The sequence below is a fragment of the Halorussus caseinilyticus genome (genome assembly GCF_029338395.1).
GTDB lineage: Archaea > Halobacteriota > Halobacteria > Halobacteriales > Haladaptataceae > Halorussus > Halorussus caseinilyticus.
Window position 1 is genome coordinate 102344 of the sequence record NZ_CP119809.1, and the last position, 26369, is coordinate 128712.

Genomic DNA, 26369 nt, shown 5'->3' on the forward strand with positions numbered 1-26369 from the left:
TATGAGAGTCACGCTCTCCGACGAGGCCCGCCAGTACATCGCCCTCTTCGAGGACGAGACGGGTGCGACCGCCCGCGACTGCGTGGTCTTCGAGGGCGGCGACGACGGCGAGGAGCGCATCGTGTTCCTCGTCAAACCGGGCGATATGGCCAAGGCCATCGGCTCGGGCGGCGAGACGGTCCGAAATCTCGAATCGCAGTTGGACAAAGCCGTCGTGCTGGTAGAGGACGCCGACACGCCCGAGGCGTTCGTCGCCAACGCCCTCGCTCCGGCGGCGGTGTACAACGTCACCGTCAGCGAGGACGACGAGACGGTGGCCTACGCCGAGGTGGACTCGGAGGACACCGGTATCGCCATCGGCGAGGGCGGCCGGAACATCACGGCCGCCGAGAAGTTGGCGAAACGCCACTACGACATCGACGACATCCAACTGACCTGACCGGCTTTTTCGGGTTTCGGCCGTTTTTCTCCGGTTCTGGAGTTCCTTCTCGGTCGTGATGGGTTCCGAAGTCGCCGTACACTCTCGCAAGTCTCTCTTTGCTCTACAACGGCACAGTGACCGCTACCACAGGAACCGCCGCGACGAACGCCTCGAACGCTCCCGCCGGTCGCTCGCTCTGGCATAGGTATTTCTATGCAAAACAATCGAATACGAGTGTTTGACATGGGCAGATATTTCTCCGGGCCTTCGCCGACGGTCGCCGCGGTCGTGTCAACGGAATTAGCGACGCCCGGGCGAAATTTTAGGCGCGAGCGGCGCGTTTCCGAGGGAAAAGTAATTCCTCGCCAATCGTGACGTTCCCGTGGGGATGGGAATGGAAACGAACGACACGCTAACTGACGGCGTACCGGACGTGGACGAACGCGACCGGCGTAATTTCCTCAAGATACTCGGCGTGACGGGGAGTGTCGGCGCGGCCACGGAACTCTCGCTGGCGGACTTGCGCGAGGCGGTCGGCGCGGAGTCGGCCGACGAACTCGCCGCCGTCGGCGAGCGCATCCGTGCCGACCTCGCCGGTGGACTCGACGCCGGGCGACTCTCGGAGGCGGTCGGCGGCATCGAAGCGGGCATCGCCGAACTCCCGGCGCTCCGGGCGGCGGGGTTCCCCGACGACCCCGACGCGAGCGCCTATCGGGAGGTGGCCGCGCCCGCGTGGGACGCCTACGACCACCTCGCGGCGGTCGGGTTCTTCGAGTCGGCCGAGCGCCACCTGCCGGAGTTCTCGCCCGACCACGTTCGAGCGACCGCCGCCGAACTGATTCGGGCCGAACCGCTGACCGCCGCGCTCGCCGAGGCCGGATTCGAAGAGCGCGAGCGGACCGCGCTGGTCGCGGACGTGGTGAACCAGAACGCCCGCCTCGCCCAGTGGGTCTCGACCGCGAAGCTCCCGGCCGACCCCGAGGGCTACGACCCCGCGGACGTGGCTCCGCTCCACCAGCGCGCGCTCGGCGGCGCACTGCTCTGGATTGACGAACTCGACCATCACCTCTGGCAACGCGAGGCGATTCTGACCGACGAGATGCTCGACCGGGGAATCTGGGACGTGAAGGCGATGCTCGGGGGCGTCCACCTGTTTGCCTCGGCCGCCAGCGACCTCGCTGGACCGGAGGAGTTGGCCGACAGCCAACTGGCCGCGGCGCTCGCTGGCGGGTCGGCGATAGCGATTCGCGCACAGGAGGACGTGGCCGACGATCTCTTCAGAGTCACCGACGCCGAGCGCGCGCCGCGAGGAGGTGTCGGCCGATGAGCATCGACCGACCCCACGCCGAAATCGAGCGCACCGACGAGGGCATCGCCATCGAGTACCTCGCCGACGGGCCGACGACGGTTCGCCACAGCGCCCAACAGATTCCGCGCCTCGACGTGACGCCGGAGATGCTGGCCGACTCGGGCGACGACCCGGAGAGCTGGCTGATGTACGGCGGCGGCTACGCCCAACAGCGGTTCACCACCGCCGACACGATTACGCCCGAGAACGTCTCGCGCCTCTCGCTAGAGTACACCGTCGAAGCCACCGAGGACGTGGAGCGCGGGAAGTTCGAGGGCACCCCGGTCGTCGTCCCTTCGGACCCGCCAATCATGTACCAGACCAACGGCCCGGACGTGTTGCGGGCGGTCAACGCCCGGTCGGGCGACGTTCTCTGGACCTACCGCTACGCGCCGGAGGGCGACGACGGCCAACCGGCGCTCCTCTGTTGCGGGTCGAACAACCGCGGGGTGGCGGTTCTGGGCGACACGCTCTACATGACGACGCTCGACGCCAGCGTCGTCGCCATCGACCGCTACACCGGCCAACAGCAGTGGCGCTACGACTCGGCCCCGACCGACGAAGGCTACTCCGCGACGTGGGCACCCGTCGTCTACGACGGGAGCATCCTCAACGGGAGCGCGGGTGGAGAGTACGGCATCCGCGGATTCGTGGAGTCGATAAACGCCGACTCGGGCGAGCGAGAGTGGCGGACGTGGACGACGCCGAAAGACCAGTGGATAGGCGACTCGTGGCAACACGGCGCGGCACCCAACTGGATGACCGTCACGGTCGATTCGGAGACCGACACCCTCTACGCGAGCATCGGCAACGCCGGACCCGACGTGAACGGCATCGTCCGGCCGGGACCGAACGTCTACACCGTCGCCGTCCTCGCACTCGACACCGCCTCGGGCGACGTGCAGTGGTACTTCCAAGAGAGTCCCCACGGATGGTGGGACTGGGACGCCTCCGCGCCGCCGGTGCTGTTCGACGCCGAGGTGGACGGCGAGAGCCAGCGAGTCGTCAGCCACGCCGGAAAGACCGGATGGAACTACCTGCTCGGTGCCGAGGACGGCAAACTCCACGAGCGAAGCGACGAGTTCTGTCAACATCTCAATATGTGGTCGCTCCCGCAGGACAACCTCGAAGACACGCCGTGGATTATGCCCTCGGCCGACGGCGGGTCGGAGTGGAACCCGACTTCCTACAGTCGCCAGACCGGAAACGTCCACGTGAAGGCGATGAACTACCCGAGCAAGTTCCAGTGGGACGAGGACCCCGAGTGGAACCTCCCGGCCCAGTACCTCGGCGGAAGCTTCACGGTCTACCCGACGATGGACGACCCCGGCCCGGCACCCGACGAGTGGAACCGGCAACTCGCTATCTTCTCGGCGGTGGACCCGGTGAGCGGCGAAGTCGTCTGGCAGGACGAGTGGGACGAGTTCGCTATGGGCGGGTCGATGGCCACGACGACCGGTCTCACCTTCGCCGGGAACGGCGCGGGCGAGTTCATCGCATACGATTCGGAGACCGGCGAGCGACTCTGGCAGTACCAGTTCGACGCCTCGGTCAACGGGTCGCCGATGAGTTGGTACGACCCCGTGGTCGGCAAGCAGTACGTCGCGGTGCAGGCCGGTGGCGGGGGTCTCCGGTCGGCCACGGACGGGAACACGGTCGGCGTGTTCTCGCTGGAGGGATAGCCGTCTCCGCCCGATTTTCCGGGCGCGAACGAATCTGCTGTCAGAACCGAAGCTAAGCGGCGCGCAGAACTGTTCGCTGAAACGCGCTCAGATTCCGTAATCGACCCCTCTTGAGCGATTTGCGCCCGTTTCGCCCGCCTCGAAAGAGGGAGGCTTAAGTAGCTCGGACGGATAGCACACGGCATATGGCGAACGGCAAATACGCAGCGCGGAAGCTAAAGAAGGACCGCCAGAACCACCGGTGGTCCGACTCGAAGTACGCCCGACGCGAGCGCGGACTCGAGGAGAAGTCCGACCCCCTCGAAGGCGCGCCGCAGGGCCGTGGCATCGTTCTCGAAAAAGTCGGCGTCGAGGCCAAACAGCCCAACTCCGCGATTCGGAAGTGTGTCCGAGTCCAACTCATCAAGAACGGCAAGCAGGTCACCGCCTTCTGTCCCGGCGACGGCGCTATCTCGTTCATCGACGAACACGACGAGGTTACTATCGCGGGCATCGGTGGCGCGAAGGGTCGTGCGATGGGCGACCTCGGTGGCGTCAACTACAAGGTAGAGAAAGTCAACGGCGTGAGCCTCGAAGAACTGGTTCGCGGTAACGCGGAGAAACCGGTGCGATAACGATGGCGGCAGAAGACCAACCCGAACCCGACAAGCCCGCGGGCACGGACGAGGAGGGAACCGCCGTCGCCAAACTGTTCGGCGAGTGGGACATCACCAACATCGAGTACGACGACCCCTCGACCGAGCGTTACATCACGATTACGCCGGTCGCCCACACGATGGGTCGCCACGCCTCCAAGCAGTTCCAGAAGAGCGAGGTGTCCATCGTGGAGCGCCTCATCAACCGTCTGATGCAGACCGAGGAGAACACCGGCAAGAAGCAGAAGACGATGCAGATTACCCGCGAGGCGTTCGACGAGATTCACGACCGCACCGAACAGAACCCCGTGCAGGTTCTCGTGAGCGCGGTCGAGAACGCCGCCCCGCGCGAGGAGACCGTCCGCCTGAAGTACGGTGGCATCTCCGTCCCGAAGGCGGTCGACGTGGCACCCCAGCGCCGCGTGGACCAAGCCCTGAAGTTCATCGCCGAGGGCGTCCACAGTGCGTCGTTCAAGACGCCGACCGACGCTTCCGAGGCGCTGGCCGACCAACTCGTCGGCGCGGCCAACTACGACGTGCAGACCTACGCTATCAACCAGAAAGAAGAGAAAGAGCGCGTCGCGGCCGCGGCCCGCTAAGCGGTTTCTTCTCTCTCGCTTTTCGCGTAGTCACGACGTTCGACGTAGCCGCCGCGTTCGGCGAAGCTATCGCGTCCAGCGAGTCGTCCCGTTCCGACCGCGTACCGATGTTTTTAGGTTCACCTAAAATTACGCTCCGGTATGGGCGTAATTCCGTCCGGGCGAACGCGACGGCAGTTCCTCGCCGCCGTCGGTGCGGTCGGACTCGCAGGTTGTGGCAAACTGGCGGAACGACGCGGCAGACCCGAGAAGGAGTACGAACTCAACCACACCGCCGACGAGTGGTCGCGGTACGACCCCGAGTGGACCTCACCGTCGGACTCGCCGCTGTCGGCGTCGGTGCAACCGGAGGTACTGGTCGAGAATCTGGAGATTCCGTGGGACTTGGCGTTCGCGCGGACGGGCGAACTGTTCGTGACCGAGCGCACCGGGCGAATCCGGCGCTTCGACGGCGAGCGTCTCGAAACCGTGGCGGCACCCGACGCCGTCATCGACGCCGAGGCGATGGCCCCCGGTCCCGACGACGAACCCTTCTGGGAGACGTGGTTCGTCGAGGGCGGCGAGGGCGGGATGCTCGGCATCGCGGTCCACCCCAAGTACCCGGAGGCACCCTACGTCTTCGTCTACTTCACGGCGAAGACGGACGGCGGGAAGGTCAACCGCGTCGTCCGGTACGACGTGGACGCCGACGACCCGGCCAGTACGGGTCGCGTCGTCGTGGACGACATCCCCGCGGACAACGTTCACAACGGCGGGCGAATCGCGTTCGGTCCCGAGAACTACCTCTGGATTACGACGGGGGACGCTGGCGAGGGACCTCTCGCGCAGGACACGTCGTCGCTCGCAGGGAGCGTCCTCCGTGTGAACGCGGTGGGTGACCCCGCGCCGGGGAACCCGGACCTGCCGGGCGACGACGCCGACCCGCGCGTCTACACCTACGGCCACCGCAATCCCCAATGCATCACGTGGCTTCCGGACGCGACGCCGGTAGTCACCGAACACGGTCCCGACGGCAACGACGAGGTGAACCGCCTCGTCCCCGGCGGCAACTACGGGTGGCCCGAGGCGCGCAAAGCCGACGAGTACGAGGACGACCCGGCGTATCGCCGTCCGCTGGTGAACACGCCCGAGTCGTGGGCACCAAGCGGCGGCGTCTTCTACACCGGGGACGCGATTCCGGCGTGGCGCGACCGACTCGTCTTCGGGTCGCTGGTCGCACAGCGAATCAACGTCGTCACGCTGGCCGACGACGCCGGGGACCTCCCGCCGGTCGGCGACACGGCGCGAGGGATGGCGTTCGCCGAAGACTGGCACGACGACGCCTACGCCGCGACTGCACACTGGACGCTGGCCGACGTACTCGGCCGGGTTCGCCACGTCGAACAGGGTCCCGACGGCCACCTGTACGCGGTCACGTCGAACCGCGACGGCAGGCCGAAAGGCGACACGTTCCCGCGCGCCCGCGACGACGTGCTGGTTCGTCTGACGCCGACCGCGTAGCGAGTTCGGAAACCTCTACCTATCTCTTCGACAGGAAAATATTTGTTAGACGGATGTTCTGCTGTCTCTAACCGTTAGAAATATTTCCGGCCTCACTCCCCGTCCGACGCGCCGACGAGGACGAACGTGCTTTCGGCGTCGCCGTTGTGAATCTGGCGGGTCGCCTCGGGCGGAATCCGGAGGGCCTCGCCCGCCGTCAGGTCCACGTCCTCGCCATCGACGGTGACGGTGGCCGACCCGTCGAGCAGGACGTACACCTCCTCTTGGCCGTCCTCGGCGTGGTCGTGTTCCTTCCCGGTCCATCCGGGGTCGGCGTCGAGGACGGTCACGCCCAGTTTCTCGCAGTCCAGCGGGTCCCGGAGGAAGCGCATCCCCTCGGCTATCGGTTCCACGTCTCTGGAGTCTACTTTGGTGTAGGCCATCGTGGGATGTACGGCGTCGTCGGTGTTGAGTCTGGTGTCGGCTCTGCGGTCTTCGTTTTCGCTGTCGTCTCTATCTCGTCGTCGTCGGCCGTCGTTGCTGTTTTGGTGGTCGTTGCCGTCCCTGTCGTCGCTGTGGTCTTCGTTTTCGTTGTCGTCTCTGTTGTCTCTGTTACCGTCTCTACGGTCTTTGCCGTCTCCGGCGTCGGATTCGCCCGCCCGCCACGCCTCGTCACTGCGACCGCAGGAACTGCGACGAAGAGGTCCCAGAAATTCCCCGCCCGCGTTTCAGCAACTTCAAAGGAGGGAATCGAGTTGTAACGTCCTCTGAAGCCCCCGACCGCTCGCGGTCGCTGGCCGGTATATCTGGGCCTCTCCGCACTGCCCGGTCCGGATAGGGACCGACCAGCGACTGAAGTGAACGCGACCGGGCGGCCCCTTCATCCTCCCGTGGCGGTTGATTCGCCGGGCGTTTGCTGGTGGAAAGTTGCCTCCGAGCGCAGACCCCGCGCGACGTGGGCGCGACCGCGCAAGCGCGTCGCGCCCGGACGCGCCGGAGAGGAACGACGACTAAAACCGCCACATCGTTCAAGTGGTTGGCGTCTGCAGACCCACCTGTCATGGACGAAGCACTCGAAGTCGTGGACCTCGTTGCGGACTCCGGACTCGAAGGCGTCGTGACGTGGCTCCTGCGACTCGTCGGGTTACTCGCTCTCTTGGCAGGGGTCGGACTCTGGTTGTTCACCGAGATGGGACTGCTCGTCGTCCCCGCCCTCCTGATTGCCGGGGGTCTCGTCCTGCTGGTCGCGCCGAGCGTCCTGCTCGCGCTGGCCGAGTTCGCGTAGGTCGCGTCAGTCGCCGCTCTAATCGGCCGCCTGTTCTTTGCCGCCGACCGCGTACTCCCGTGCCGCATCGACCAGCGAGCGGCGGTACTCGCTCTCGCCGGGGTCCGGGCCGAGCGACTTGAACCGGTGTTTGAAACCGGCGAGACTGACCTCGCGCGCGTCGTTCGCGGCCGCGTGCGCGAGGTCGTAGAGTCGGTGGTCCTCGTCCACGAGGTCGTGGCGCTCGACCAACGCGAGCGCGAAGGCGGCGTTGACCGCGGTCATCTCCGGGTCGGCCGTGCCCGTGAGTCGCAGGCCGTCGCGCTTCCGGGCCGGGCCGCCTTCGGGTCTCGCCGGTCGGTCGGCCACCGCCGCCGCGAGTTCGGATTCGAGGAACGAGACGAGTTTGTCGGTCGGGCCGACCCGGAGGGTGATGTCGTCGGCGTAGATGTCCTTCATGTGGTTGGCAATCTGGTAGCAGTGGACCACCCGCCGACGCTCGACCGACTTGCCCGACAGCGCGAGGAACAGGACTTCCTCGGTGGACTGGGTGTGGGAGGGATGGGCCTGCTCGTGGCGCGCCATGTGCGCGAACTCGTGGAGCGCGAGTTCGCGGGCCATCGCGCTGGTCGCGGCCTGTCGGGAGATGTTGAGAACGTGGTCGTCGGGGTGGGCGGTCCACGTCCGCTCGTCGGGGTTCTCGCGGACGCGGACGTGGACTGGCGAGTCGAGGTCGTGTTCGGTCTCGAAGAGGTCGCGGGCGCGGAGGAATGGCGCGGCCGGACCGGGACCGTGGACGTGAACCTCCATGTGTATCCCTACCAAGGACTCCGACGGTATGACTCTTGCGCCGGTTGGTGGACGTTGACAGGGTTCTCGCGGAGCGTACGCCACTTTAGCCGTAGCGAAACACTACGCTTTTCAACTTCCTACGGGTAGAACATCCATAATGGGAAGACGAAAGAAGATCGTCGAACAGTGCGAGCGACTGATGGACAAGCCGGAGCATATCCGGAACATCGCCATCGCCGCACACGTAGACCACGGTAAGACGACGCTGACAGACAACCTTCTGGCCGGTGCGGGCATGATTGCCGACCAGGGTGAAGCGACGCAGTTGATGATGGACACCGAAGAGGACGAGCAGGAACGCGGCATCACTATCGACGCCGCGAACGTGTCCATGACTCACGAGTACGAGGACACCGAACACCTCATCAACCTCATCGACACGCCGGGCCACGTCGACTTCGGTGGCGACGTGACCCGAGCGATGCGCGCCGTCGACGGTGCGCTCGTGGTCGTGGACGCAGTCGAGGGCGCGATGCCCCAGACCGAAACCGTCCTCCGACAGGCGCTCCGCGAGGGCGTCAAGCCCACGCTGTTCATCAACAAGGTCGACCGCCTCATCTCCGAGCTTCAGGAAGGTCCCGAGGAGATGCAGCGCCGCCTCCTCAGCGTCATCGACGACGTGAACGAGCTGATTCGGGGCATGACCGAGGACATGGACGATGTCGAAGACTGGACCGTCTCCGTCGAAGACGGGACGGTCGGCTTCGGGTCGGCCCTCTACAAGTGGGGCGTCTCCATGCCCTCGATGCAGCGCACCGGGATGGACTTCGGCGACATCATGGAACTCGAACGCGCCGACAAGCGCAAAGAGCTTCACGAGCGCACGCCGCTGTCGGACGTTGTTCTCGACATGGTGTGTGAACACTTCCCGGACCCCATCGACGCTCAGCCCCGTCGTATCCCGCGCATCTGGCGCGGTGACGACACCTCCGAACTCGCCGAGCAGATGCGTCTCGTGGACGAGGACGGCGAAGTCGTCCTGATGGTCACCGACATCGGTATCGACCCCCACGCTGGCGAAATCGCCGCCGGACGTGTCTTCTCCGGTACGCTGGAGAAGGGCCAAGAACTCTACGTCTCCGGTACCGCCGGGAAGAACCGCATCCAGAGCGTCGGCATCTACATGGGCGGCGAACGCGAGGAAGTCGAGCGCGTCCCCGCGGGTAACATCGCGGCCGTCACCGGTCTGAAGGACGCTATCGCGGGTTCGACCGTCTCCAGCGTCGAGATGACGCCGTTCGAGTCCATCGAACACATCAGCGAACCGGTCATCACGAAGTCCGTCGAGGCCAAGAACATGGACGACCTGCCGAAGCTCATCGAGACGCTTCGCCAGCAGTCCAAAGAGGACCCGACGATTCAAATCGAAATCAACGAGGACACCGGCGAACACCTCATCTCCGGGCAGGGTGAACTTCACCTCGAAGTCATCACCCAGCGCATCGAGCGCAATCAGGGCATCCCGGTCAACACCGGCGAACCCATCGTCGTCTTCCGCGAGGCCATCCGGGAACCGACGGAGGTCATCGAGGGCATCTCCCCGAACCGCCACAACCGGTTCTACATTCAGGCCCAGCCCCTGACCGAGGAAATCATCGAGAAAATCAAGCTCGGCGACGTGTCGATGGACATGCCCGAACAGGAGCGCCGCGAGGCGCTTCAGGAAGCGGGCATGGAGAAGGACATGTCCCAGAACGTCGAACACATCCACGGGACCAACATCCTCATCGACGACACGAAGGGTATCCAGCACCTCAACGAGACGATGGAACTCGTCATCGAGGGTCTCGAAGAGGCGCTCGACGACGGTCCGCTCGCCGCCGAACCCGTGCAGGGCACCCTCCTCCGACTGGAGGACGCCAAGCTTCACGAGGACACCATCCACCGCGGTCCGGCGCAGGTCATCCCGGCCGTCCGCAACGCGGTCCACAACGCCCTCGTGCAGGGTAAGGTCGCGCTGTTGGAACCGATGCAGGACGTGCGCATCGACGTGCCCAACGAACACATGGGCGCGGCGTCCGGCGAGATTCAGGGTCGCCGTGGTCGCGTCGACGACATGTACCAGGAGGGCGACCTGATGGTCGTGGAAGGCATCGCGCCGGTCGACGAGATGATTGGGTTCTCCTCGGACATCCGGAGTGCCACCGAGGGTCGTGCCTCGTGGAACACCGAGAACGCCGGATTCGAGGTCATGGCCGACAACCTGCAGGAAGAGACCATCATGGAAATTCGCGAGCGCAAGGGCATGAAACTCGAACTGCCCGAGGCAATCGACTACTTCTAATCGGTCGCCGTCTTTCCTCTCTTCGTTCGTTTTTCTCCGTTCAATCCGACCCTGAGACTCGGGTCTCCGCGCTTACGACGACGTAGGTGGTGTATAACCAAATCATCCGTCGTGGTATCCGGCCCCATGCCTCCCGTGGTCGTCTTCCTCTGGATTGGTATCGTCGCGCTCCTGTGGGTCGGCGTCCTCGTCGGGGTCTGGGCGCTGGTGTCGGCGAGTCGCAGGCACTCGCCCGAAGTCTCGACGGCCTCCGCCAACGAGTAGTCGGTCCGTCTCGAACGAGCGACGGCGTTCGGTCTCTCTTCTGTATCGCTATCGCGTGCCACGCAGGACGACAGTCGCTTCGCACGACGGGCAAGTCGTTCGGTCGCCCACGTCGAACTTCTCGCCGCAGAACACGCAGACGTGGTTGGTCGCCTCGGTCCGTCTTCGCTCGGGAGCGTCGTCGCTCGCTTCCATGCCTCGGGTCTCGCCGTTCGGCGACATGGTTATATACCGTCTATAAGTGTGGTAATTGGTACCTTCCACCCGTGACAAATACGGCCTCCCGACCCGACTCCGACCGACGTGGGGTCGCTCGGCCAGTATTGTGACCGCCTGAAGCCTTATACCCGACGACGCGTGAGAGAGTACCACCATGAGTGACGACGCTACGACCGATTTGCGGGCGTACACCGTCCGCCTCGAACTGGTAGACGAACCCGGCGAACTGCTGGGTGCGCTCGAACCAATCGCGGACAACGGCGGCAATCTGCTCTCGGTGTTCCACGAACGCGGGTCACTGACCCCGCGAGGCCACATTCCGGTCGAGGTTGACCTCGAATGTCCGCCCGACCGGTTCGACTCTCTCGTCGCCGCCCTCCGGGACGCGGGCGTCAACGTGATTCAGGCGGGCGCGGAACGCTACGGCGAGGAAGTGTCGATTCTGCTGGTCGGCAACGTCATCGAGAGCGACTTCTCCGACACGCTCTCGTCCATCGAGTCGAAGGCCGACGCCTCCGTTTCGGACGTGTCCCTGTCCGCGCCCGGCGGCACCAGCGAGGTAGCCAGCGCCCGCCTCCGACTCGCGGCCGAGACCGGCGCGACCGGCGAGGTGGTCCGCGCGGTCCGCGAGGTGGCCGAACGCAAGGACCTCCGCGTGGTCGAACCCCTCACGGAACTGGAGGGGTCGGCGTGAGACTAGCAATCCTCGGCGCTGGCGCGGTCGGCCAATCGGTCGCGGACCTCGCGGGCGAGTACGGCCATCAGGTCACGGCACTCGCAGACTCGTCTACCGCGGCGGTTGACGAGGAGGGTATCGACGTGGCCGCCGCGCTCTCCGAGAAGGAAGAGGCGGGTCGCGTCGGGTCGGCCGACCCCGAAGACGCCCTCGACGCCGAGTACGACGTGCTGGTCGAGGCCACGCCGACGACGCTCGGTGACGCCCAACCCGGTTTCGACCACGTGCGGACTGCGCTCGAACGCGACCGGCACGTCGTGTTGGCGAACAAGGGACCGGTCGCCGAGCGATACGCCGACCTCCGGGAACTGGAACGCGACAGCGAGGGACGAGTCCGGTTCGAGGCCACGGTCGGCGGCGCGATTCCGGTCCTCTCGACCATCGAAAGCTACGGTCCCGACACCATCTCGGCCGCGCGCGGCGTCCTCAACGGGACCGCGAACTTCGTCCTCACGCGGATGGCCGCGGAGGGACTGGGCTATGAACACGTCCTCGCGGAGGCCCAAGACCTCGGGGTGGCGGAGGCCGACCCCTCTTTCGACGTGAACGGAACCGACGCGGCCCTGAAGTGCGTCATCTTGGCGAACGTCCTCGGGGACCGCGAGTACTCGCTCGACGACGCCGAAGTCGAGGGCATCGCGGACCTGCCGGGCAACGCGCTCGAACTCGCCGCCGAAGACGGCCGGACGATTCGACTCATCGGCGAGGCCACGCCCGCGGGCGTCCGGGTCGGGCCGCGACTCGTCCCGGAGAACGGGACGCTCGCGGTCTCTGGCACGCGAAACATCGTCCAACTGGAGACCGACCACGCGGGGCGTCTCAACCTGAGCGGCCGGGGCGCGGGCGGTCCCGAGACGGCGACTGCGGTCCTCGCGGACGTGAACCTTCTGGACCACTGAGTTCCGGACGACCGAGACGCCGGTCGCTTCGGCCGGTCGTTTCGACCACCCATTTCGACCATCGCTTCCGAACGACTTTTCGTCGCTCGGGGGAAATCGTGCGATAGTCTAGCAATAACCGCTGTCCGGCGGCGGGGTGGACAGCATAGCGTATCGAAATGGTTTTAACCGCTTCTGCCAAAAGATTCCGACAGAGCGCGTCTGCGCGTGAGATACAAATGAGCGAAGACAAACCGCACCAGAACTTGGCCATCATCGGCCACGTTGACCACGGAAAGAGTACGCTGGTCGGGCGACTCCTCTACGAGACGGGGAGCGTACCCGAGCACGTCATCGAACAGCACAAAGAAGAAGCCGAAGAGAAGGGCAAGGGCGGATTCGAGTTCGCCTACGTCATGGACAACCTCGCCGAAGAGCGAGAGCGTGGTGTCACCATCGACATCGCCCACCAGGAGTTCGACACCGACGAGTACTACTTCACTATCGTCGACTGTCCGGGCCACCGCGACTTCGTGAAGAACATGATTACGGGCGCATCTCAGGCCGACAACGCCGTCCTCGTCGTCGCCGCCGACGACGGTGTCGCGCCCCAGACTCAGGAACACGTCTTCCTGGCCCGTACGCTCGGTATCAACGAACTCATCGTCGGCATCAACAAGATGGACGTTGTGGACTACAAGGAGTCCACCTACAAGGAAGTCGTCGGCGAGGTTCAGGACCTGCTCAAGCAGGTTCAGTTCAACACCGAGGACGCGAGCTTCATCCCGATTTCCGCGTTCGAGGGCGACAACATCGCCGAGGAGTCCGACAACACGGACTGGTACGACGGCGAGATTCTCCTCGAGGCTCTCAACGGTCTCGAAGCGCCCGAACCGCCGACGGAGGCCGACCTCCGTCTGCCCATTCAGGACGTGTACACGATTTCCGGAATCGGTACTGTCCCCGTCGGACGTATCGAGACGGGTATCCTGAACACGGGCGACAACGTTTCGTTCCAGCCCAGCGACGTGGGCGGCGAGGTCAAGACCATCGAGATGCACCACGAAGAGGTGCCCAAGGCCGAACCCGGCGACAACGTTGGGTTCAACGTCCGCGGCATCGGCAAGGACGACATCCGTCGCGGTGACGTTTGTGGTCCCGCCGACGACCCGCCGTCCGTCGCCGAGACGTTCCAGGCCCAGATTGTCGTGATGCAGCACCCGAGCGTCATCACGGACGGTTACACGCCGGTCTTCCACGCTCACACGGCGCAGGTCGCGTGTACCATCGAATCCATCGACAAGAAGATGGACCCGGCCTCCGGAGAGGTCGCAGAGGAGAACCCCGACTTCATCCAGTCCGGCGACGCCGCGGTCGTCACGGTTCGACCGCAGAAGCCGCTCAGCATCGAGCCGTCGTCGGAGATTCCGGAACTCGGCAGCTTCGCCATCCGTGACATGGGTCAGACCATCGCGGCTGGCAAGGTCCTCAGCGTCAACGAGCCATAACGCATGCAGCAAGCACGCGTCCGACTGGCGGGAACCAGTCCCGAAGACTTAGACGACATCTGCGACGACGTTCGTGAGATTGCGAACAAGACGGGCGTCTCGCTCTCGGGACCCATCCCGCTTCCGACCAAGACGCTGGAGATTCCCACCCGCAAGTCCCCCGACGGTGAGGGGACCGCGACGTGGGAACACTGGGAGATGCGCGTCCACAAGCGTCTCATCGACATCGACGCCGACGAACGCGCGCTCCGTCAGCTCATGCGGATTCAGGTTCCGAACGACGTGAGCATCGAAATCGTCCTCGAGGACTGAGGGACGGTTCTCCGTTCCTGTCAGTTCGAGGAGTACGCGACCCCGCCGTTCGACCGGCGGACGTTTTTCCATTTCTTCGCTTCGATAGCCGCGCACGCGCGACGCTCCCCGGTCTTTTTGACCGCTCCCGACGAACGGACGTGCGTGCGACGGCCGACGCAGACGTTTCGACGGAGCGGAGGAACCGAGTCGTGAGCTACCAGTCGGACGAACTCGACTCGGGGTCCCTCCTCGCCGGAAGCCCGACGGTACAGACGCTCGCGGTGTTTCTGGTCGTCTTCGCGCTCCAGACGGCCGTGAGATTCGTCTCTCGGAGCCTCGCGTTCGGGCTGTTCGTCCTCGCGTCGCCGGTGTCGGTCCGGCCGTGGACCCTGCTGGCGAGCGTCTACGCCCACGCCAACGTCACGCATCTCGTCTCGAACGCTATCGTTCTCGTGTTGGTGGGGTTCGCCGTAGAGCGCGTGACGACGACGTGGCGCTATCACGCCTTCTTCGCCACCGTGGGGATGCTCGCGGGCGTCTCGCAGGTGGTCGTCTCGGGACTCGTCGGACCGGGAACGCCCGTCCTCGGCGCGAGCGGTGCCGTCTTCGGCCTGCTGGGGTACCTGATCGCGGGCAACCCCGTCACCGACGCGGTGATGGGGTGGCTTCCGCTCGGCGGACGCGCGCGGGTCGCGCTTCTGTTCGGACTGGCCGCGGGCGCGACCCTGCTCACGGCGTCACCGGGCGTGGCGCTGGTCGCTCACTTCACGGGGTTCGCGCTCGGTCTGGTCGCCGGGCGCGTTCGACTCCTCCGGGTGTGAGCTACGGGAGTGTCTAAACATTGCTTAGAGAATGCTAGAACTTTTCTAGACATATGAATATCTGTCCATGACGGAATTACGGCGGTCTCCCGCTCGACGGCCCAACCGACGAGCGGGAGTTTCGAGGCAGTCTGTTCCGGCGCTGTTCCCGTCGCGTAGTCGAGAGACGGCGACGGCTACGCCTTGCTGAACACTCTCCCCCACGCCCGCCGCGAAACATAAGGTTCTAATAAGTGGGCGCGTTACGAACTACTGCGTTCGCGGGCTCGTAGATCAGCGGTAGATCGCTTCCTTCGCAAGGAAGAGGCCCTGGGTTCAAATCCCAGCGAGTCCACTCGATTTTGCGGGAGCTAACTGGTGAGCGCCTCGTGCGCTCACCGCTTCGGCGAACCGACGCGACGGGCGGTCGCACCCCCGTCGTCACGAGCGCGTCGGTTCTCTGGGTTCGCCGAACCTTCTCGACGGACTCCGAGCGCCTCGACCTACGAAGGATTTATATAATGGTGGTCCACAGAATCAACCGATTCGGGTTTAGTAAGCGATTCTAAACCGGAACGGGTTGACTCGAACATTCATGGTACAAAAATATTGCGTCGTCCTCGGCGACGTGGTGGACTCGCGCCGAATCGAGGATAGAGAAGCGTTTCGGGACCGCCTCCAATCGACGCTTGCGACGATTAACGACGAGTTCGATGAGTCACTTCGGGCCCCGTTCGCGGTGTTGAAGGGCGTAGACGAAATCGGCGGCGTGTTGAACGCGGTCCCTCCCGTGGTGGAGATTCAGCGCCGCCTCGCGCTCGCGCTCCACCCCCAACAGATTCGCCTCGCGGCGGTCGTCGGCGAAATCGATGTCAACGCGGCGAGCGCCGATGTCGCCGCGATGGACGGCCCGGCGTTCGCCAGAGCCGACGCCTTGCTCGCGGAGTTGGAGGACGCCGACCTCACCTTCGAGTTGCGGGGGACGGTTCCGGTCGTGGACGACCTGCTGTCGGGCCAAATCAACTTGCTCGACATGTTCCGGGCGGAGTGGACCGAGCGACAGGTCGAGGTTCTCTCGAAGTACGAGGAACTCGATAGCCAGAAAGCGGTCGCCGACTCGCTCGCCGTCTCGCCGCAGGCGGTCTCGAACGTGCTGGCCAACACGAAGGGACCGAAGGTACTCGCCCTCGAACGGCGACTCGCCGGGACGGTGAGTGGCTATCCGAGTCTCGACGCCGACGAGGGAGAAGCATGAACGAGACGCAGGCGGCCACCGAACTCGCCGGAAACGCGCCGGTGTTGGTGGACGCCCTCGACTACAGCCTCTGGACGCTCGTCCTCGTCGTCGCCACGCTCGCGGTCCTGCTCCGGACGAGTACGTGGGTCGTGGATTGGACGCTGAACTACGCGGGCGTCGAACGACCTTCGGAAGGCGACGACGCGCGCGACGGCCGTGACGAGAGCGGCGAAGTCGTCGCTCCCGACGAGGACCCGGCGGGCGACACCAGCACCGAGACGGACGGCGGCACTACCGAGACGACCGACGAGGGACGCGACGCGGGGGACACCGGGAAAGCCATCGGCAAGGCGGAGAACGTCCTCGTCCTGTCGCTGATGCTCCTCGAAGCGTACACCGCGCTCGGCGTCATCTTCGCGGCGAAGTCCATCGTCCGGAAGTCGGACATGGACCAGCGCGACACCTCCTACTACCTGACCGGGACGATGGCGAACTTCACCTACTCGGTGGTCGTCGGGCTACTCCTTCACGTCGCGCTCCGCGGAATCGTGAAGGCGAACCTCTTCGGGTCGCTCGTCGGACTGATTTCGTAGCCGAGTCGTCCCCACTCGCCCACGCCGTCTGACGCCCGTCATACGCGGAAACACAGGGTTTACCATGCATGAACGTAAGGAAAAGTACAATGAGTCTCAGGTGTTCGCTCCTCGGCCACAGCTACGGGGAGGCAGAAATCGAACGTGAACGCGAGGAGCAGGGAAGCGAAGTCGTGGTCACGGTCCGGGAGTTCGAGGAGTGCGAGCGGTGTGGCGACCGAAAGGTCGTCACCGAGAACAAGGAAGTCACCGCCCTCGAATCGCCCGCCCCGGACCTCGAAGCCGCGGAGGAAGACCCCGCAGTGAGTCCCTCCTCGCGGGACGCGGGAACTGCCCCCGGCGCGAGCGCAGGCGCAGGCGCGGGCACGGACGCAGGCCCGGACACGGACGCAAGCGGGGGAACGAGTTCGGGCGTGAACGCGGGCGCTGGTGCGGGTGCGAACTCGGGCGTGGGCGCGAGCGCAGGCGTCGGCACGACCCCCGACGCAGGGGTAGACGCGAGCGGAGACGACGCCGAAATCCTGACCGACTCGTCGGGGTCGTCGGACTCGTCGTCCTCGGCCGACTCGCCGTCGTCCGCCTCGGCCGACGCGACCGGTGGCGCGACCCGGAGCGACACCGCCGCGGACGACTTCGAGCAGTCGCCCTCCGCCGCGGACGACGACGGCGTGATTCTGGACGACGACGGCGGGTCCGGCGACGACGGGCGCACGCCCGGCGAGTGGCCCGACGCCGAGACCACCCATCCGGCAGAGACCGACGAGAGCGGTCCCGGCGACTGGCCGGAAGTCGGCCGAGAGGACGAGGGATTCGACGCCGAACCCGACGACGGCGCCCGCTCGGACGTGGAGTTCGGCGGCGGTCTCACCCCGGAATCCTCACAGGGAGTGGCCGACGACGAGAGCGAGGAAGTCGAGTTCGTCAACGCGGACGGCGACACCTTGGAGGCCCGCGACGGCGGCGGAAACGACACCGAACTCTCCTCGGGCATCTCGGCCGGTGCGGAGGCACCGACGTTCTCCGGACCGTCCGAGGACCCCGACGTGGACGCCGAGTTCGTCTGCCCCGAGTGCGACTACCGTGAGACCGTCTCCGGGTCGTCGCTCCGCGCGGGCGACATCTGTCCCGAGTGCGCTCGGGGGTACCTCGCGCAGGAATAGAAAGGCAGATTAAAGCGAAGGGAACGCCGGATTCAAGAGGAAGAACGACGCGAAAAGGGTTTAGGACACCCTGACCAAAGGGAGATTACCATGAAGGAGTACAAGATGCGACGCGGCGAACATCTGGATGACCGCATCCCGGACATGAAGGCCAAAGTCGAGGAGTACTTCGGCGAAGTCACCGGCACCGAAGAACACAACGGCCACGAACTCTACGTCGTCGAGGACCCCGACAACCCCGTCTTCGACCGCATCCTCGCGGGCGCGGCCGAGTACAGCGGTAAGAAGGACAAACTCGCCGTCCACTTCGAGGAGCGAGACGCCGAGGAGGTCATCGCCGAGGGTCACGCCGACGCCGCCGCCGACGCCGTGGACAAGAAAAACGACTTCCTGCTGGAAGCCACGGGCCGTGACGCCAAGGCCCGCCGCGACTCGATGAAGCGGCAGGTCGAAGACGACGCCGAGAAACCCGACGGCGTCTCGTAACTCTATAGCTTTCTCTTCTTCGGGACTGGCCCCGCCGTAGCGACGGCGCTGTCCCCGGAATTAGAAGTGGTCGCTGTTGGGCGACCCCTCGCCTCGACCCCCGCGGCCGCCCTCGTTGCGGTCGATGCCCATGACGCTCTCGGGTTGGTCTACGTCCCATCCGCTCGTGCCGTCGTCGGCGACTCGGACGGTCACGTCCTCGACCTCCTCGAAGTCCTTGGCGAGGTCGAGTTTGATGTTCTGGGCGGTCCGAGGGCTGATAGCACACCCCGAGCAGGCACCGCCGAGTTCGACGACCACCTCGCCGCTTTCCGGGTCGGCCTTCCGGACGGCGCTCTCGCCGCCGTGCATGCTGATGATGGGCATCTGCCCGGTGAGCCACCGCTCGACGCGGGCCTGTAGGGAGTCGTCCTCGTCGGTCATTGTGAGTGAGTAGGGTGTGCGGGGGTGGTAGGACTTTGGGTTTATTTCCGAAGTCGTCGCCACGCGCCCGCCCCGACGAGTGCGGCGACGGCGGCCGGGACGCCGAACCCCGGCGTGCTTCCCGTGGCGGCGTCGGATTCGGACTGGGCGGTCGTGTCCCCCGCGAGGGCCGCCTGTTCGCTGGTCGTCTCGGCCGCGCTTCCGTCGGCCTCGGTCGTCAGCGACGGCGGGTCCTTCTGTGGTTTGTCGGTGGCGTCCTCTATCGGGAAGGTGTAGAGACCGCCCTTGCCGTTGCTCCGGCGACCCATGCTACTGGCGACGAAGAAGCCGTCGGTCGCGCGCTTGGCGGTCCAGAAGGAGGTCTCGTCGGGTTTTCGCCACCACGCCAACTCCTTTGGGTTCGCGGGGTCGGAGATGTCGTGTATCTTCACGCCGCCCTGATACCACGAGGTGAACAGGCGGTCGCCCACGATGTCGAAGTTGTGGGAGGTGGTCCACGTCCCGCCGATGGTGGGGTCGGACGTGGGCGGCGGGCCGATAGTCGAGAGCCGCTTCGGGTTCTTCACGTCGGAGATGTCCCAGAGTTCGACCGCACCGGGCGTCCCCTCTCCGCCCGCCTCCCACGCCTCTTGGTTGATTCCGAGGAGGGTGCCGTCGTCGTTGGTCGTCGCGTAGTGGGCGTTGCCCGGCAGGCGGATGCTCTCGGTCCGGGCGTTCTCGCTCGGGACGGACAGAAGCGCGTCGAGCGACCGGCCCTTGATTCGGTTGACGAACGAGACGTTCGCGGGGTCGCTCACGTCGAGGACGTAGGTTCCGGCGTCCCAGTAGGCGAGGTAGGCCCGGCCGTCTTGGACCCACACGTCGTGGATGGCCCAGAGTCCCGAGGGCACGTCGGTCCACCGCCCGTCGCGGTCGGCGAGCGACCAGCGCCCGACCTCCACGGGGTCGTCGCCGGTCACGTCTACCATCACGAGGGCGTTGGTCTCGACGCCGTTGCCGGTGAGATAGACGATTCCGTCCCGGACGAAGCAGTTGTGAATCGGGAACTCGGTTTCGTGGAACGCGACTCGCTGTGGGTTCGCGGGGTCGCTCACGTCGTAGAGCAAGAACCCCTGCAACACGTCGCCCTGAAGCGGGTTCGCGGGTCCGGCGACCACCAGTCGGTCGCCTTCGACCTTCACGTCCTGAACCAACCGGAGCGGACCCGTCTCGCGGTCGGCCAGTAGGTTCCGCTTCTCGAAGACGACCCGAGGGTCGCTCGGGACCTGCACGTCCACCGTGGCGAACCCGCCGGTCGCGGCGACGTAGGCGAAGTCCCCACTCGGGTCGGGGACGGTCTCCTTCGCGTTCGTGACCGGCACGTTCCCCAACGGTCGGTACGGTCCGGGATGGGCCGCCGCGGTTCCGACAGCGGTGACTCCGACCGACCCGAGTGCGACCGACCCCGTAACCCCCCGAAGAAAATCGCGGCGGTGCATGGCTGTATCAACGGGACGCAAGTGGATAAAAGGGAGGGCAGACGCCGCGTCAGACCACGGAATTCGTCCGGTCGCCAGTGCCCCCGGTCAGAGCGCTGGCGATGGCCCCCCTCAGAACCACGTCGTCGCCGAGCGTGGTCAACTGCACGTCGGGAACGTTGTTGAACACGAGGTCGTCGAGTCGCTCTCGAATCGGGTCCACGACGAGTTCTTCGTTCTGTAACGCCACCGCGCCGCCGACGTAGACGACCAGCGGCGCGTACGCCTGCGCGACGTTGGTCACGCCGAGCGTGTTCCAGTGGGCGAGTTGGTCGATTACGTGGTCTGCGAACTCGTCTTCGCCTGCGGCCTCGAACACGTCCACCGCGGAGAAGTCGGGGTCGTCCAGCGGGAGTTCGGTGTCGAGGTTCCCGGCGTCCTCGGCCAGCAGTTCGGCGTACTTGGGGATGTTCTCGCCCGAGCAGTACGCCTCCCAGTGACCTTCTCGGCCGCACCCGCAGGTGCGTCGGCCCCGCGGGTCCACGACCATGTGGCCCACCTCGCCCGCGTTGCCGTCCCATCCCGAGAGGACCTGTCCGTCCACGGCGACGCCAGCGCCGATACCCGACGAGATGGTCAGGTACACCATGTCGTCGGGGTTGCGGTCGCTGTAGAATCGCTCGCCGATGACGCCCGCGTTCGTGTCGTTGTGGAGGTAGACGCTCTCGCTGTCGATGAGTTGGCCGACGGGACCGGTCAGCGGGATTCGGTCGATAGTGTCCGGGAGGTTCGCCGGGTTATCGACCACGCCCTCCGCGAGGTCCAGCGGTCCGATAGAGCCGATGCCCGCCGCCCGTATCCGGGTCGGGTCGAGGTCAGCGGCGTCGCACGCTTCGCGGAGACACTCCAGCACGGCCTCCGTCACTGCGATGCCGGTCGGTCCGTTGGGTGTGTTCGAGCGGTGGACGCTCACCACGTCCCCCTCGTCGTCGGCGACTGCCGCCCTGACGTTCGTCGCACCGAGGTCAACGCCCGCGTAGTACGCCATTCACCCCGGTAGGACGGTCCGGCCGCACTTAACTACAAGCATTTACTCGGCGACGAGTATGACACTTCGTGGCGCTGTTCTGTCGGCGGCTCACCACGACGGCAGTCGAGGGACCGCGATAGGGTTAACAAACGGTGGGTGGTAACGAGGTACATGGGTTCAGACAGCGACGACGCGCCCGACGCCGACCCCGCTGGTCCCGACTCCGCAGGGTCGGACCTCTCGGACGCGGAAGTCGAGGCGCTCCACGAAGTCGAACTCGGCGTAGAGTGGCTACACCGGGCGCACGGCCACCTCGTCCAGTTCCACCACGCGACGGGCCACGCGATGGACCACCTCGCGGAGGCCGAAGACGCCCTGCGGGAGGCCGGATACGACGAACTCGCCGACGGCCTGCGCGACGACCTGCTCCCGCGCGGGGTGGTCGGCGACACGTGGTCCTACGGCGTGTTGGAGGCGTTTCAGGACGGGCCGCTGGCCCACGCCGAGCAATTCGGTACCGACGCCCGCGAGTCGGTGGCCGACGGCCGCCGCCACGTCGCCGAGCGCCGACAGGAGCGCGAGTGGAAGGCCCGGTCTCGGGAGTAGGACGCGCGAAACCCGGAGTTCGACGCCGCGACGCCCGGCCCGACCAACCACCGGCGAACGCTCGGTGCGACTTCCACCAGTAGCGCTCGGCCCACCAACCGCCAGTAGCGCTCGGCCCACCAACCGCCAGTAGCGCTCGGCCCACCAACCGCCAGTAGCGCCCGGCCCACCAACCGCCAGTAGCGCCCGGCCCACCAACGGCCGGTTTGGGTGTCTGCGCGAGCGGTGCGCGGCGCTCCGCGCCGCGACTGCGAACGGTGCAACCGCGAGTAAGCGAGTGTGACCTCGGCGGACGCGGTTCGTCCGCCGGTGGATGAAAGGGACGGTGGCTTCCGCTTCTCCGGTTCCGACGACAGAGACCGCAACCACAGCGACGACTCCGACGACAGCGACGACAGGAACAGCAATTCTAACACCGACGACAGAGACGACGCCGACGACACAGACTGCAACCACAGAAACCGCGACTACAGAGACCACAACAACACCGACCACAGAACCACCAGCGACGACTCCGATGACAGCGACTACAGAACTCGCAGACGACACCCGAAAAAACGCCCCGGAAAGTCAGTCGCCGCGGACGAACGTGACGGGGCAGGGCGCGTTGAGCATCACCTCTTGGGCCGTGCTTCCGAAGACGGCCTTCCCGGTGGGCGAGCGCTTGCGTCCGCCGACGACCACGCGGTCCGCGCCGACTTCGTTCGCCAACTCCACGATGGTCTCGCCGTGGTCGCCGACTCTGCCCCGGACGTGGTACGAGACGCCCGCGTCGTCGAAGGCGTCGGTGAGGTGCCGAACCGTGGCGTGGCGCGTGGCCACCTCGTCGGGGTCGATGTCGCCCGCCGGGTCGTAGTCGAGTTGACTCACCACGCCGTCGAACTCCTCGTCGGTGAAGACGTGGGCCAACACGACGTTCGCGCCCGACGGTCCCGCTACGTCTACGACCGCTCGGGCCAGTTCCTCGGTGCGGTCGGCGTCTCCCGGTCCGACCGCGAGCAGTATGGTTTCTAATGCCATACTGAATGGTGTACCGTCTCGATATTAATGGTATGTGGCCGCGACGATTTTTGATGGGCCAGTCGCCGCGGTCCGTCCCCGTCCGCCGGTCGCGGCCCTCCGGTCGGCCGTCGCTTCGTTTCAGAAGCGACGGCCGACCGGAATCCTGAACACGGGCGAAAGAAATGGAAATACATTCTGAGCAACGAATTTTAATTCTAAAGAAACGGATAATGTTACTCCGCGGCTCTCCGCGCCGAAGCCTCAACGCAGAAATACGCCGACGCCAAACTCCAAGCCATGATACGACCTGACCTGACCGGACGGACAGCGCTCGTGACCGGAAGCGCGAAGGGCGTCGGCCGGGAGTTGTTGCTCGCGCTCGCCGAGCGAGGCGCGTCGGCGGCGGTCCACTACCGTTCCAGCGCCGACGCCGCCGCGGAAGTCGCGGACGCCGCCCGCGAACGCGGCGCACCCGCGGCGACGACCGTACAGGGCGACGTGGCCGACCCCGACGACGTGGACGCGATGTTCGACGCCGTGGAAGACGAACTTGACGGCGTGGACGTGCTGGTCAACAACGTCGGTCCCTTCGCGCCGCGCCACTGGGAGGACATCTCCTTCGAGCAGTGGAACACCGTCCTCCAAGCCAACGTCAACGGAACCTACCTCTGCTGTAAGCGCGCCCTGCCGGAGATGCGCGAGGAGGCGTGGGGTCGCATCGTCAACGTCGGGTACGCCAGCGCGGAGAAGGGTCTCGTGAGTCCGAAGAACGCGCCGTACTTCATCGCCAAGCAGGGCGTGCTGATGTTCACCCGGATGCTCGCCAACGACACCCAGTACGAGGGCATCACGGTCAACGCCGTCTCGCCCTACGTGGTCGAGAACTCCGACGAGTTCCCCGACGAACTCCCGCGGGGCAGACCCGCCGACTTCGAGGACGTGATTCAGGCGATGCTGTTCTTCGTGGACGAGGACAGCGGGTACGTCAGCGGCGAGAACGTCGAGGTGGACGGCGGGTGGTTGCCAGAGCGGGTGTGACGACTCCCCGAGTTACCGACGAAAATCGAGCGGAGCCTATTCGTCTTCTACGTCTGCCGTCCCGAACATTCGGGCCCGGAGTTCTGCTACGTCTTCTTCCGACAGCGAGTACTCTTCGCGCCGTTCTTCCTCCGAGAGGTCCTCCGTGTACATTCTCGGCTTTATTTCCGTCACTCCACTCATGCTATCTCTCTGCGATTTCTTTTAGTCTATTTAATGTAGACGGTCACAAAACAGTGTTAGTTCTGATATAGCGTGAGTACACTACTCCGGTAAAAATAGTGAAAACACAGTTGGTCCACTTCAGTCGTCGTCCCCGCCCCACGACTTCCCCTCGCTCGTCCACCCCTGCCGTCGTTCCTCCAGTCGAACCGCCTCGTCTACGAGGTTCTCCTGTGCGCGCACCACGTCGGTCATCGTCAGCATCCCCACGATTTCCATCCCGTCCACCACCGGCAGCTTCTTCACGTCGTTCTCGCGCATCTGGCGGACCGCGCCGCGAATCGTCGTCCCCGGCGAGGTCGTCACCAGCGAGTCGGTCGCCGCCTTCGAGACCGGAATCTCGCCGAACGGCCGTTCCGCGTGATAGCCAGCCTTCAGCGCGTCGGTCTCGGTCAGAATCCCCGCCGGGTTCCCCTCGCGGGTGACGACGACGCTCCCGACGCCCGCGCGGAGCATCCGGCCGACCGCCTCGCGGACCGAGGCGTCGGCCGCCGCCGTCACCACGTCGGTCGTCATGGCGTCTCGAACGAGCATACCGGGAGGTGTCGCGGGCGGTACGTGTTTGTTGGGATTACCGTCGCGGCTTACGTGCCTACGGCGTGAAATTCCTCCAGAACTGTCTCTGGAACGGGATTGACGTACTCGAAGTCCTCGTCCTCACAGAGTTGCTCGAAGTCGCGGTCCGTGGTATTTCGAATCGCCGTTTCTCATGCTCGCGACAACAACTTCTTCAGATGCTCCTTCGAGAAGAACGAGGTCGGCTTGTCCATGTGGACGCCGATTTCGCCCTCGAACACCGCCAGTCCGGCGTGCTGGACCGGTTCCGGCAACGAGTAGGCCTTCCGTATCCAGTGGCCCAGTTTGATTTCGGTACTCAAGTCGTCGCGCCACGCGTCCTCGTAGGCGGCCAGCGTCCCCGGACGCTCGGGGTCGATTTCGCGGGCGGCGTGGTCCGCGGCGGTCATGCCGTAGAGGATGCCGCCGCCGGTGAACGGCTTGGTCTGAGCGGCGGCGTCGCCAATCAGGAACCCGCGGCGACTCGTCACCTTCTCGGCGGGACCGACCGGAATCATCCCGGCGCAGAAGTGAGTGGTTTCCACGTCGTACTCCGAGGTAAACTCCGAGAACAACTCCTTCGCGGTCGGGTCCGACCCCGGCGGGGCCGCGAGTCCGTACTCGACGCCCGAGTCCCCGCGCGGGATGCGCCACGCGAAAAAGCGCGGCGCGGTGAGGTGAACGTCCACGTAGTCGCCGGGGTCGTCTTCCTCCGAGAACGCCAGCACGCCCTGTAGTTTCTCGCCGGGGTCGGGCAGGCCGAGTTCCGACCGGACCCGCGAGACCGGACCGTCGCATCCGGCGACCATCCGGGCCTCGAACGTCTCGGTGCCGTCGGGCGCGTTGACCGTCACCTCCACGTGGTCGCGGTACTCCTCGACGCCCGAGACGCTGTGGTTCTCCCGGAGGTCCGCGCCCGCCTCCCGTGCGGTCTCGGCGAGTCGTCGGTCGAGTCCTACGCGGTCGATGACGTTCGAGACGACCTCGCGCTTGTAGAACTGGTAGTCGGCGCTCTCCGGTCCGCCGACGTGGAAGCGCGCGCCGTACACCTCGTTCTGGAGGAGGTCCTCGCGCGCACCCTCGGGTGTGAAATCCCAGATGTCGGTGCTGACGTGGCCCGAACAGGCAAGCGGCTTACCGACCTCGCCGCGTTCGAGTACCAGCACGTCGTACCCCCGTTCGGCCGCCCGTCGGGAGAACCGCGACCCGGCGGGACCCGCTCCGACGACTACGAAGTCGTACATCGCTCGGGCGTACTACCCTCCGGCCCAAGTATTCTCCGCTCTATGCTCCCTTC

At 65.6% G+C, this 26369-nt stretch carries 30 protein-coding genes and 1 tRNA gene; 22 read left to right on the plus strand and 9 right to left on the minus strand.

Annotation, left to right across the window (positions count from 1 at the left end; genetic code table 11):
• The first annotated feature begins 1 nt into the window (after nt 1).
• From P2T60_RS00510 to P2T60_RS00535, 6 genes are all read left to right on the plus strand, one after another.
• The gene (locus tag P2T60_RS00510) at nt 2-439 is read left to right on the plus strand and encodes a NusA-like transcription termination signal-binding factor (RefSeq protein WP_276280599.1); all 438 of its coding nucleotides are present in this window, start codon (nt 2-4) and stop codon (nt 437-439) included.
• A 376-nt stretch (nt 440-815) separates the two neighbouring features.
• On the plus strand, nt 816-1748 hold the full coding sequence (locus tag P2T60_RS00515) for a hypothetical protein (RefSeq protein ID WP_276280600.1): 933 nt from the start codon (nt 816-818) through the stop codon (nt 1746-1748).
• Entirely contained in the window at nt 1745-3451 is a 1707-nt protein-coding gene (locus P2T60_RS00520) for a pyrroloquinoline quinone-dependent dehydrogenase (RefSeq protein WP_276280601.1), read from the plus strand. The genes P2T60_RS00515 and P2T60_RS00520 overlap by 4 nt, the downstream gene beginning before the upstream one ends.
• A gap of 185 nt (nt 3452-3636) precedes the next feature.
• Nucleotides 3637-4065: a 30S ribosomal protein S12 gene (locus P2T60_RS00525; protein ID WP_137283920.1), complete on the plus strand. Its 429-nt coding sequence runs from the start codon at nt 3637-3639 to the stop codon at nt 4063-4065.
• A gap of 2 nt (nt 4066-4067) precedes the next feature.
• Nucleotides 4068-4685: a 30S ribosomal protein S7 gene (locus tag P2T60_RS00530; protein ID WP_276280602.1), complete on the plus strand. Its 618-nt coding sequence runs from the start codon at nt 4068-4070 to the stop codon at nt 4683-4685.
• A 141-nt stretch (nt 4686-4826) separates the two neighbouring features.
• Nucleotides 4827-6185, plus strand: coding sequence for a PQQ-dependent sugar dehydrogenase (locus tag P2T60_RS00535; protein WP_276280603.1), 1359 nt, complete (start codon nt 4827-4829; stop codon nt 6183-6185).
• A gap of 92 nt (nt 6186-6277) precedes the next feature.
• Here the strand turns inward: P2T60_RS00535 and P2T60_RS00540 are convergent, their stop codons facing one another.
• Nucleotides 6278-6607 carry a cupin domain-containing protein gene (locus P2T60_RS00540; protein ID WP_276280604.1) on the minus strand — a complete coding sequence of 110 codons (330 nt, stop codon included), beginning with the start codon at nt 6605-6607 and terminating at the stop codon, nt 6278-6280.
• 6 nt (nt 6608-6613) lie between these two features.
• Between P2T60_RS00540 and P2T60_RS00545 the strand changes: the two genes are divergently transcribed.
• Together P2T60_RS00545 and P2T60_RS00550 are read left to right on the plus strand one after the other, a co-directional pair.
• Nucleotides 6614-6925, plus strand: coding sequence for a hypothetical protein (locus tag P2T60_RS00545; protein ID WP_276280605.1), 312 nt, complete (start codon nt 6614-6616; stop codon nt 6923-6925).
• 299 nt (nt 6926-7224) lie between these two features.
• The gene (locus P2T60_RS00550) at nt 7225-7449 is read left to right on the plus strand and encodes a hypothetical protein (RefSeq protein WP_276280606.1); all 225 of its coding nucleotides are present in this window, start codon (nt 7225-7227) and stop codon (nt 7447-7449) included.
• Nucleotides 7450-7467: 18 nt separating this feature from the next.
• On the opposite strand, the gene P2T60_RS00555 is transcribed toward P2T60_RS00550, so the two are convergent.
• Nucleotides 7468-8238, minus strand: a complete 771-nt coding sequence (locus P2T60_RS00555; protein ID WP_276280607.1) for a DUF5781 family protein — start codon at nt 8236-8238, stop codon at nt 7468-7470.
• 139 nt (nt 8239-8377) lie between these two features.
• Here P2T60_RS00555 and P2T60_RS00560 point away from each other — a divergent pair, with 139 nt between their 5' ends.
• Nucleotides 8378-10564: an elongation factor EF-2 gene (locus P2T60_RS00560; RefSeq protein WP_276280608.1), complete on the plus strand. Its 2187-nt coding sequence runs from the start codon at nt 8378-8380 to the stop codon at nt 10562-10564.
• Between the two features lie 126 nt (nt 10565-10690).
• On the plus strand, nt 10691-10828 hold the full coding sequence (locus P2T60_RS00565; protein WP_276280609.1) for a hypothetical protein: 138 nt from the start codon (nt 10691-10693) through the stop codon (nt 10826-10828).
• A gap of 48 nt (nt 10829-10876) precedes the next feature.
• On the opposite strand, the gene P2T60_RS00570 is transcribed toward P2T60_RS00565, so the two are convergent.
• Nucleotides 10877-11050 carry a hypothetical protein gene (locus P2T60_RS00570; RefSeq protein WP_276280610.1) on the minus strand — a complete coding sequence of 58 codons (174 nt, stop codon included), beginning with the start codon at nt 11048-11050 and terminating at the stop codon, nt 10877-10879.
• Between the two features lie 151 nt (nt 11051-11201).
• Here P2T60_RS00570 and P2T60_RS00575 point away from each other — a divergent pair, with 151 nt between their 5' ends.
• The 10 genes from P2T60_RS00575 to P2T60_RS00620 all read left to right on the plus strand — a co-directional run bounded on the left by P2T60_RS00575 (nt 11202) and on the right by P2T60_RS00620 (nt 18739).
• Nucleotides 11202-11741 (plus strand): amino acid-binding protein, encoded by a 540-nt coding sequence (locus tag P2T60_RS00575; protein WP_276280611.1) that lies wholly within the window; start codon nt 11202-11204, stop codon nt 11739-11741.
• Nucleotides 11738-12682 carry a homoserine dehydrogenase gene (locus P2T60_RS00580; RefSeq protein WP_276280612.1) on the plus strand — a complete coding sequence of 315 codons (945 nt, stop codon included), beginning with the start codon at nt 11738-11740 and terminating at the stop codon, nt 12680-12682. The genes P2T60_RS00575 and P2T60_RS00580 overlap by 4 nt, the downstream gene beginning before the upstream one ends.
• 218 nt (nt 12683-12900) lie before the next feature.
• Nucleotides 12901-14169, plus strand: coding sequence for a translation elongation factor EF-1 subunit alpha (gene tuf, locus P2T60_RS00585; protein ID WP_276280613.1), 1269 nt, complete (start codon nt 12901-12903; stop codon nt 14167-14169).
• A 3-nt stretch (nt 14170-14172) separates the two neighbouring features.
• The gene (rpsJ, locus tag P2T60_RS00590; RefSeq protein WP_115794767.1) at nt 14173-14481 is read left to right on the plus strand and encodes a 30S ribosomal protein S10; all 309 of its coding nucleotides are present in this window, start codon (nt 14173-14175) and stop codon (nt 14479-14481) included.
• A 191-nt stretch (nt 14482-14672) separates the two neighbouring features.
• Nucleotides 14673-15284, plus strand: a complete 612-nt coding sequence (locus tag P2T60_RS00595; protein ID WP_276280614.1) for a rhomboid family intramembrane serine protease — start codon at nt 14673-14675, stop codon at nt 15282-15284.
• A gap of 262 nt (nt 15285-15546) precedes the next feature.
• Nucleotides 15547-15618, plus strand: a tRNA-Ala gene (locus P2T60_RS00600).
• A 240-nt stretch (nt 15619-15858) separates the two neighbouring features.
• Nucleotides 15859-16518, plus strand: a complete 660-nt coding sequence (locus P2T60_RS00605; protein ID WP_276280615.1) for a SatD family protein — start codon at nt 15859-15861, stop codon at nt 16516-16518.
• On the plus strand, nt 16515-17093 hold the full coding sequence (locus P2T60_RS00610) for a hypothetical protein (RefSeq protein WP_276280616.1): 579 nt from the start codon (nt 16515-16517) through the stop codon (nt 17091-17093). The genes P2T60_RS00605 and P2T60_RS00610 overlap by 4 nt, the downstream gene beginning before the upstream one ends.
• A gap of 89 nt (nt 17094-17182) precedes the next feature.
• Nucleotides 17183-18253, plus strand: coding sequence for a DUF7093 family protein (locus tag P2T60_RS00615; RefSeq protein ID WP_276280617.1), 1071 nt, complete (start codon nt 17183-17185; stop codon nt 18251-18253).
• Nucleotides 18254-18343: 90 nt separating this feature from the next.
• The gene (locus P2T60_RS00620; protein ID WP_276280618.1) at nt 18344-18739 is read left to right on the plus strand and encodes a DUF5611 family protein; all 396 of its coding nucleotides are present in this window, start codon (nt 18344-18346) and stop codon (nt 18737-18739) included.
• 60 nt (nt 18740-18799) lie between these two features.
• On the opposite strand, the gene P2T60_RS00625 is transcribed toward P2T60_RS00620, so the two are convergent.
• The 3 genes from P2T60_RS00625 to P2T60_RS00635 are packed head-to-tail and all read right to left on the minus strand — an operon-like array spanning nt 18800 to nt 21667.
• On the minus strand, nt 18800-19162 hold the full coding sequence (locus P2T60_RS00625) for a NifU family protein (protein ID WP_276280619.1): 363 nt from the start codon (nt 19160-19162) through the stop codon (nt 18800-18802).
• A 41-nt stretch (nt 19163-19203) separates the two neighbouring features.
• Complete coding sequence (locus tag P2T60_RS00630) at nt 19204-20640, minus strand: LVIVD repeat-containing protein (protein WP_276280620.1); 1437 nt, start codon at nt 20638-20640, stop codon at nt 19204-19206.
• Between the two features lie 49 nt (nt 20641-20689).
• Nucleotides 20690-21667: an ROK family protein gene (locus P2T60_RS00635; protein ID WP_276280621.1), complete on the minus strand. Its 978-nt coding sequence runs from the start codon at nt 21665-21667 to the stop codon at nt 20690-20692.
• A gap of 153 nt (nt 21668-21820) precedes the next feature.
• On the opposite strand from P2T60_RS00635, the gene P2T60_RS00640 reads away from it, so the two are divergent.
• Nucleotides 21821-22255 carry a hypothetical protein gene (locus tag P2T60_RS00640; protein WP_276280622.1) on the plus strand — a complete coding sequence of 145 codons (435 nt, stop codon included), beginning with the start codon at nt 21821-21823 and terminating at the stop codon, nt 22253-22255.
• 570 nt (nt 22256-22825) lie between these two features.
• Here the strand turns inward: P2T60_RS00640 and P2T60_RS00645 are convergent.
• A complete protein-coding gene (locus tag P2T60_RS00645; RefSeq protein WP_276280623.1) occupies nt 22826-23275 on the minus strand; it encodes a universal stress protein in 450 nt (149 codons plus the stop codon).
• Nucleotides 23276-23554: 279 nt separating this feature from the next.
• On the opposite strand from P2T60_RS00645, the gene P2T60_RS00650 reads away from it, so the two are divergent.
• Nucleotides 23555-24295, plus strand: coding sequence for an SDR family NAD(P)-dependent oxidoreductase (locus P2T60_RS00650; RefSeq protein WP_276280624.1), 741 nt, complete (start codon nt 23555-23557; stop codon nt 24293-24295).
• 303 nt (nt 24296-24598) lie between these two features.
• Here P2T60_RS00650 and P2T60_RS00655 read toward each other — a convergent pair whose 3' ends face one another.
• Together P2T60_RS00655 and P2T60_RS00660 are read right to left on the minus strand one after the other, a co-directional pair.
• A complete protein-coding gene (locus tag P2T60_RS00655; protein WP_276280625.1) occupies nt 24599-25051 on the minus strand; it encodes a CBS domain-containing protein in 453 nt (150 codons plus the stop codon).
• 173 nt (nt 25052-25224) lie between these two features.
• Nucleotides 25225-26316 carry a geranylgeranyl reductase family protein gene (locus tag P2T60_RS00660; RefSeq protein WP_276280626.1) on the minus strand — a complete coding sequence of 364 codons (1092 nt, stop codon included), beginning with the start codon at nt 26314-26316 and terminating at the stop codon, nt 25225-25227.
• Nucleotides 26317-26369 lie beyond the last annotated feature (53 nt).

Bases quoted from the DNA above. Each gene is read 5' to 3' on its own strand.
- P2T60_RS00510 (WP_276280599.1), top strand. From the start codon at position 2: ATGAGAGTCACGCTCTCCGACGAGGCCCGCCAGTACATCGCCCTCTTC.
- P2T60_RS00515 (WP_276280600.1), top strand. From the start codon at position 816: ATGGAAACGAACGACACGCTAACTGACGGCGTACCGGACGTGGACGAA.
- P2T60_RS00520 (WP_276280601.1), top strand. From the start codon at position 1,745: ATGAGCATCGACCGACCCCACGCCGAAATCGAGCGCACCGACGAGGGC.
- P2T60_RS00525 (WP_137283920.1), top strand. From the start codon at position 3,637: ATGGCGAACGGCAAATACGCAGCGCGGAAGCTAAAGAAGGACCGCCAG.
- P2T60_RS00530 (WP_276280602.1), top strand. From the start codon at position 4,068: ATGGCGGCAGAAGACCAACCCGAACCCGACAAGCCCGCGGGCACGGAC.
- P2T60_RS00535 (WP_276280603.1), top strand. From the start codon at position 4,827: ATGGGCGTAATTCCGTCCGGGCGAACGCGACGGCAGTTCCTCGCCGCC.
- P2T60_RS00540 (WP_276280604.1), bottom strand. From the start codon at position 6,607: ATGGCCTACACCAAAGTAGACTCCAGAGACGTGGAACCGATAGCCGAG.
- P2T60_RS00545 (WP_276280605.1), top strand. From the start codon at position 6,614: ATGTACGGCGTCGTCGGTGTTGAGTCTGGTGTCGGCTCTGCGGTCTTC.
- P2T60_RS00550 (WP_276280606.1), top strand. From the start codon at position 7,225: ATGGACGAAGCACTCGAAGTCGTGGACCTCGTTGCGGACTCCGGACTC.
- P2T60_RS00555 (WP_276280607.1), bottom strand. From the start codon at position 8,238: ATGGAGGTTCACGTCCACGGTCCCGGTCCGGCCGCGCCATTCCTCCGC.
- P2T60_RS00560 (WP_276280608.1), top strand. From the start codon at position 8,378: ATGGGAAGACGAAAGAAGATCGTCGAACAGTGCGAGCGACTGATGGAC.
- P2T60_RS00565 (WP_276280609.1), top strand. From the start codon at position 10,691: ATGCCTCCCGTGGTCGTCTTCCTCTGGATTGGTATCGTCGCGCTCCTG.
- P2T60_RS00570 (WP_276280610.1), bottom strand. From the start codon at position 11,050: ATGTCGCCGAACGGCGAGACCCGAGGCATGGAAGCGAGCGACGACGCT.
- P2T60_RS00575 (WP_276280611.1), top strand. From the start codon at position 11,202: ATGAGTGACGACGCTACGACCGATTTGCGGGCGTACACCGTCCGCCTC.
- tuf (WP_276280613.1), top strand. From the start codon at position 12,901: ATGAGCGAAGACAAACCGCACCAGAACTTGGCCATCATCGGCCACGTT.
- rpsJ (WP_115794767.1), top strand. From the start codon at position 14,173: ATGCAGCAAGCACGCGTCCGACTGGCGGGAACCAGTCCCGAAGACTTA.
- P2T60_RS00605 (WP_276280615.1), top strand. From the start codon at position 15,859: ATGGTACAAAAATATTGCGTCGTCCTCGGCGACGTGGTGGACTCGCGC.
- P2T60_RS00610 (WP_276280616.1), top strand. From the start codon at position 16,515: ATGAACGAGACGCAGGCGGCCACCGAACTCGCCGGAAACGCGCCGGTG.
- P2T60_RS00615 (WP_276280617.1), top strand. From the start codon at position 17,183: ATGAGTCTCAGGTGTTCGCTCCTCGGCCACAGCTACGGGGAGGCAGAA.
- P2T60_RS00620 (WP_276280618.1), top strand. From the start codon at position 18,344: ATGAAGGAGTACAAGATGCGACGCGGCGAACATCTGGATGACCGCATC.
- P2T60_RS00625 (WP_276280619.1), bottom strand. From the start codon at position 19,162: ATGACCGACGAGGACGACTCCCTACAGGCCCGCGTCGAGCGGTGGCTC.
- P2T60_RS00630 (WP_276280620.1), bottom strand. From the start codon at position 20,640: ATGCACCGCCGCGATTTTCTTCGGGGGGTTACGGGGTCGGTCGCACTC.
- P2T60_RS00635 (WP_276280621.1), bottom strand. From the start codon at position 21,667: ATGGCGTACTACGCGGGCGTTGACCTCGGTGCGACGAACGTCAGGGCG.
- P2T60_RS00640 (WP_276280622.1), top strand. From the start codon at position 21,821: ATGGGTTCAGACAGCGACGACGCGCCCGACGCCGACCCCGCTGGTCCC.
- P2T60_RS00645 (WP_276280623.1), bottom strand. From the start codon at position 23,275: ATGGCATTAGAAACCATACTGCTCGCGGTCGGACCGGGAGACGCCGAC.
- P2T60_RS00650 (WP_276280624.1), top strand. From the start codon at position 23,555: ATGATACGACCTGACCTGACCGGACGGACAGCGCTCGTGACCGGAAGC.
- P2T60_RS00655 (WP_276280625.1), bottom strand. From the start codon at position 25,051: ATGCTCGTTCGAGACGCCATGACGACCGACGTGGTGACGGCGGCGGCC.
- P2T60_RS00660 (WP_276280626.1), bottom strand. From the start codon at position 26,316: ATGTACGACTTCGTAGTCGTCGGAGCGGGTCCCGCCGGGTCGCGGTTC.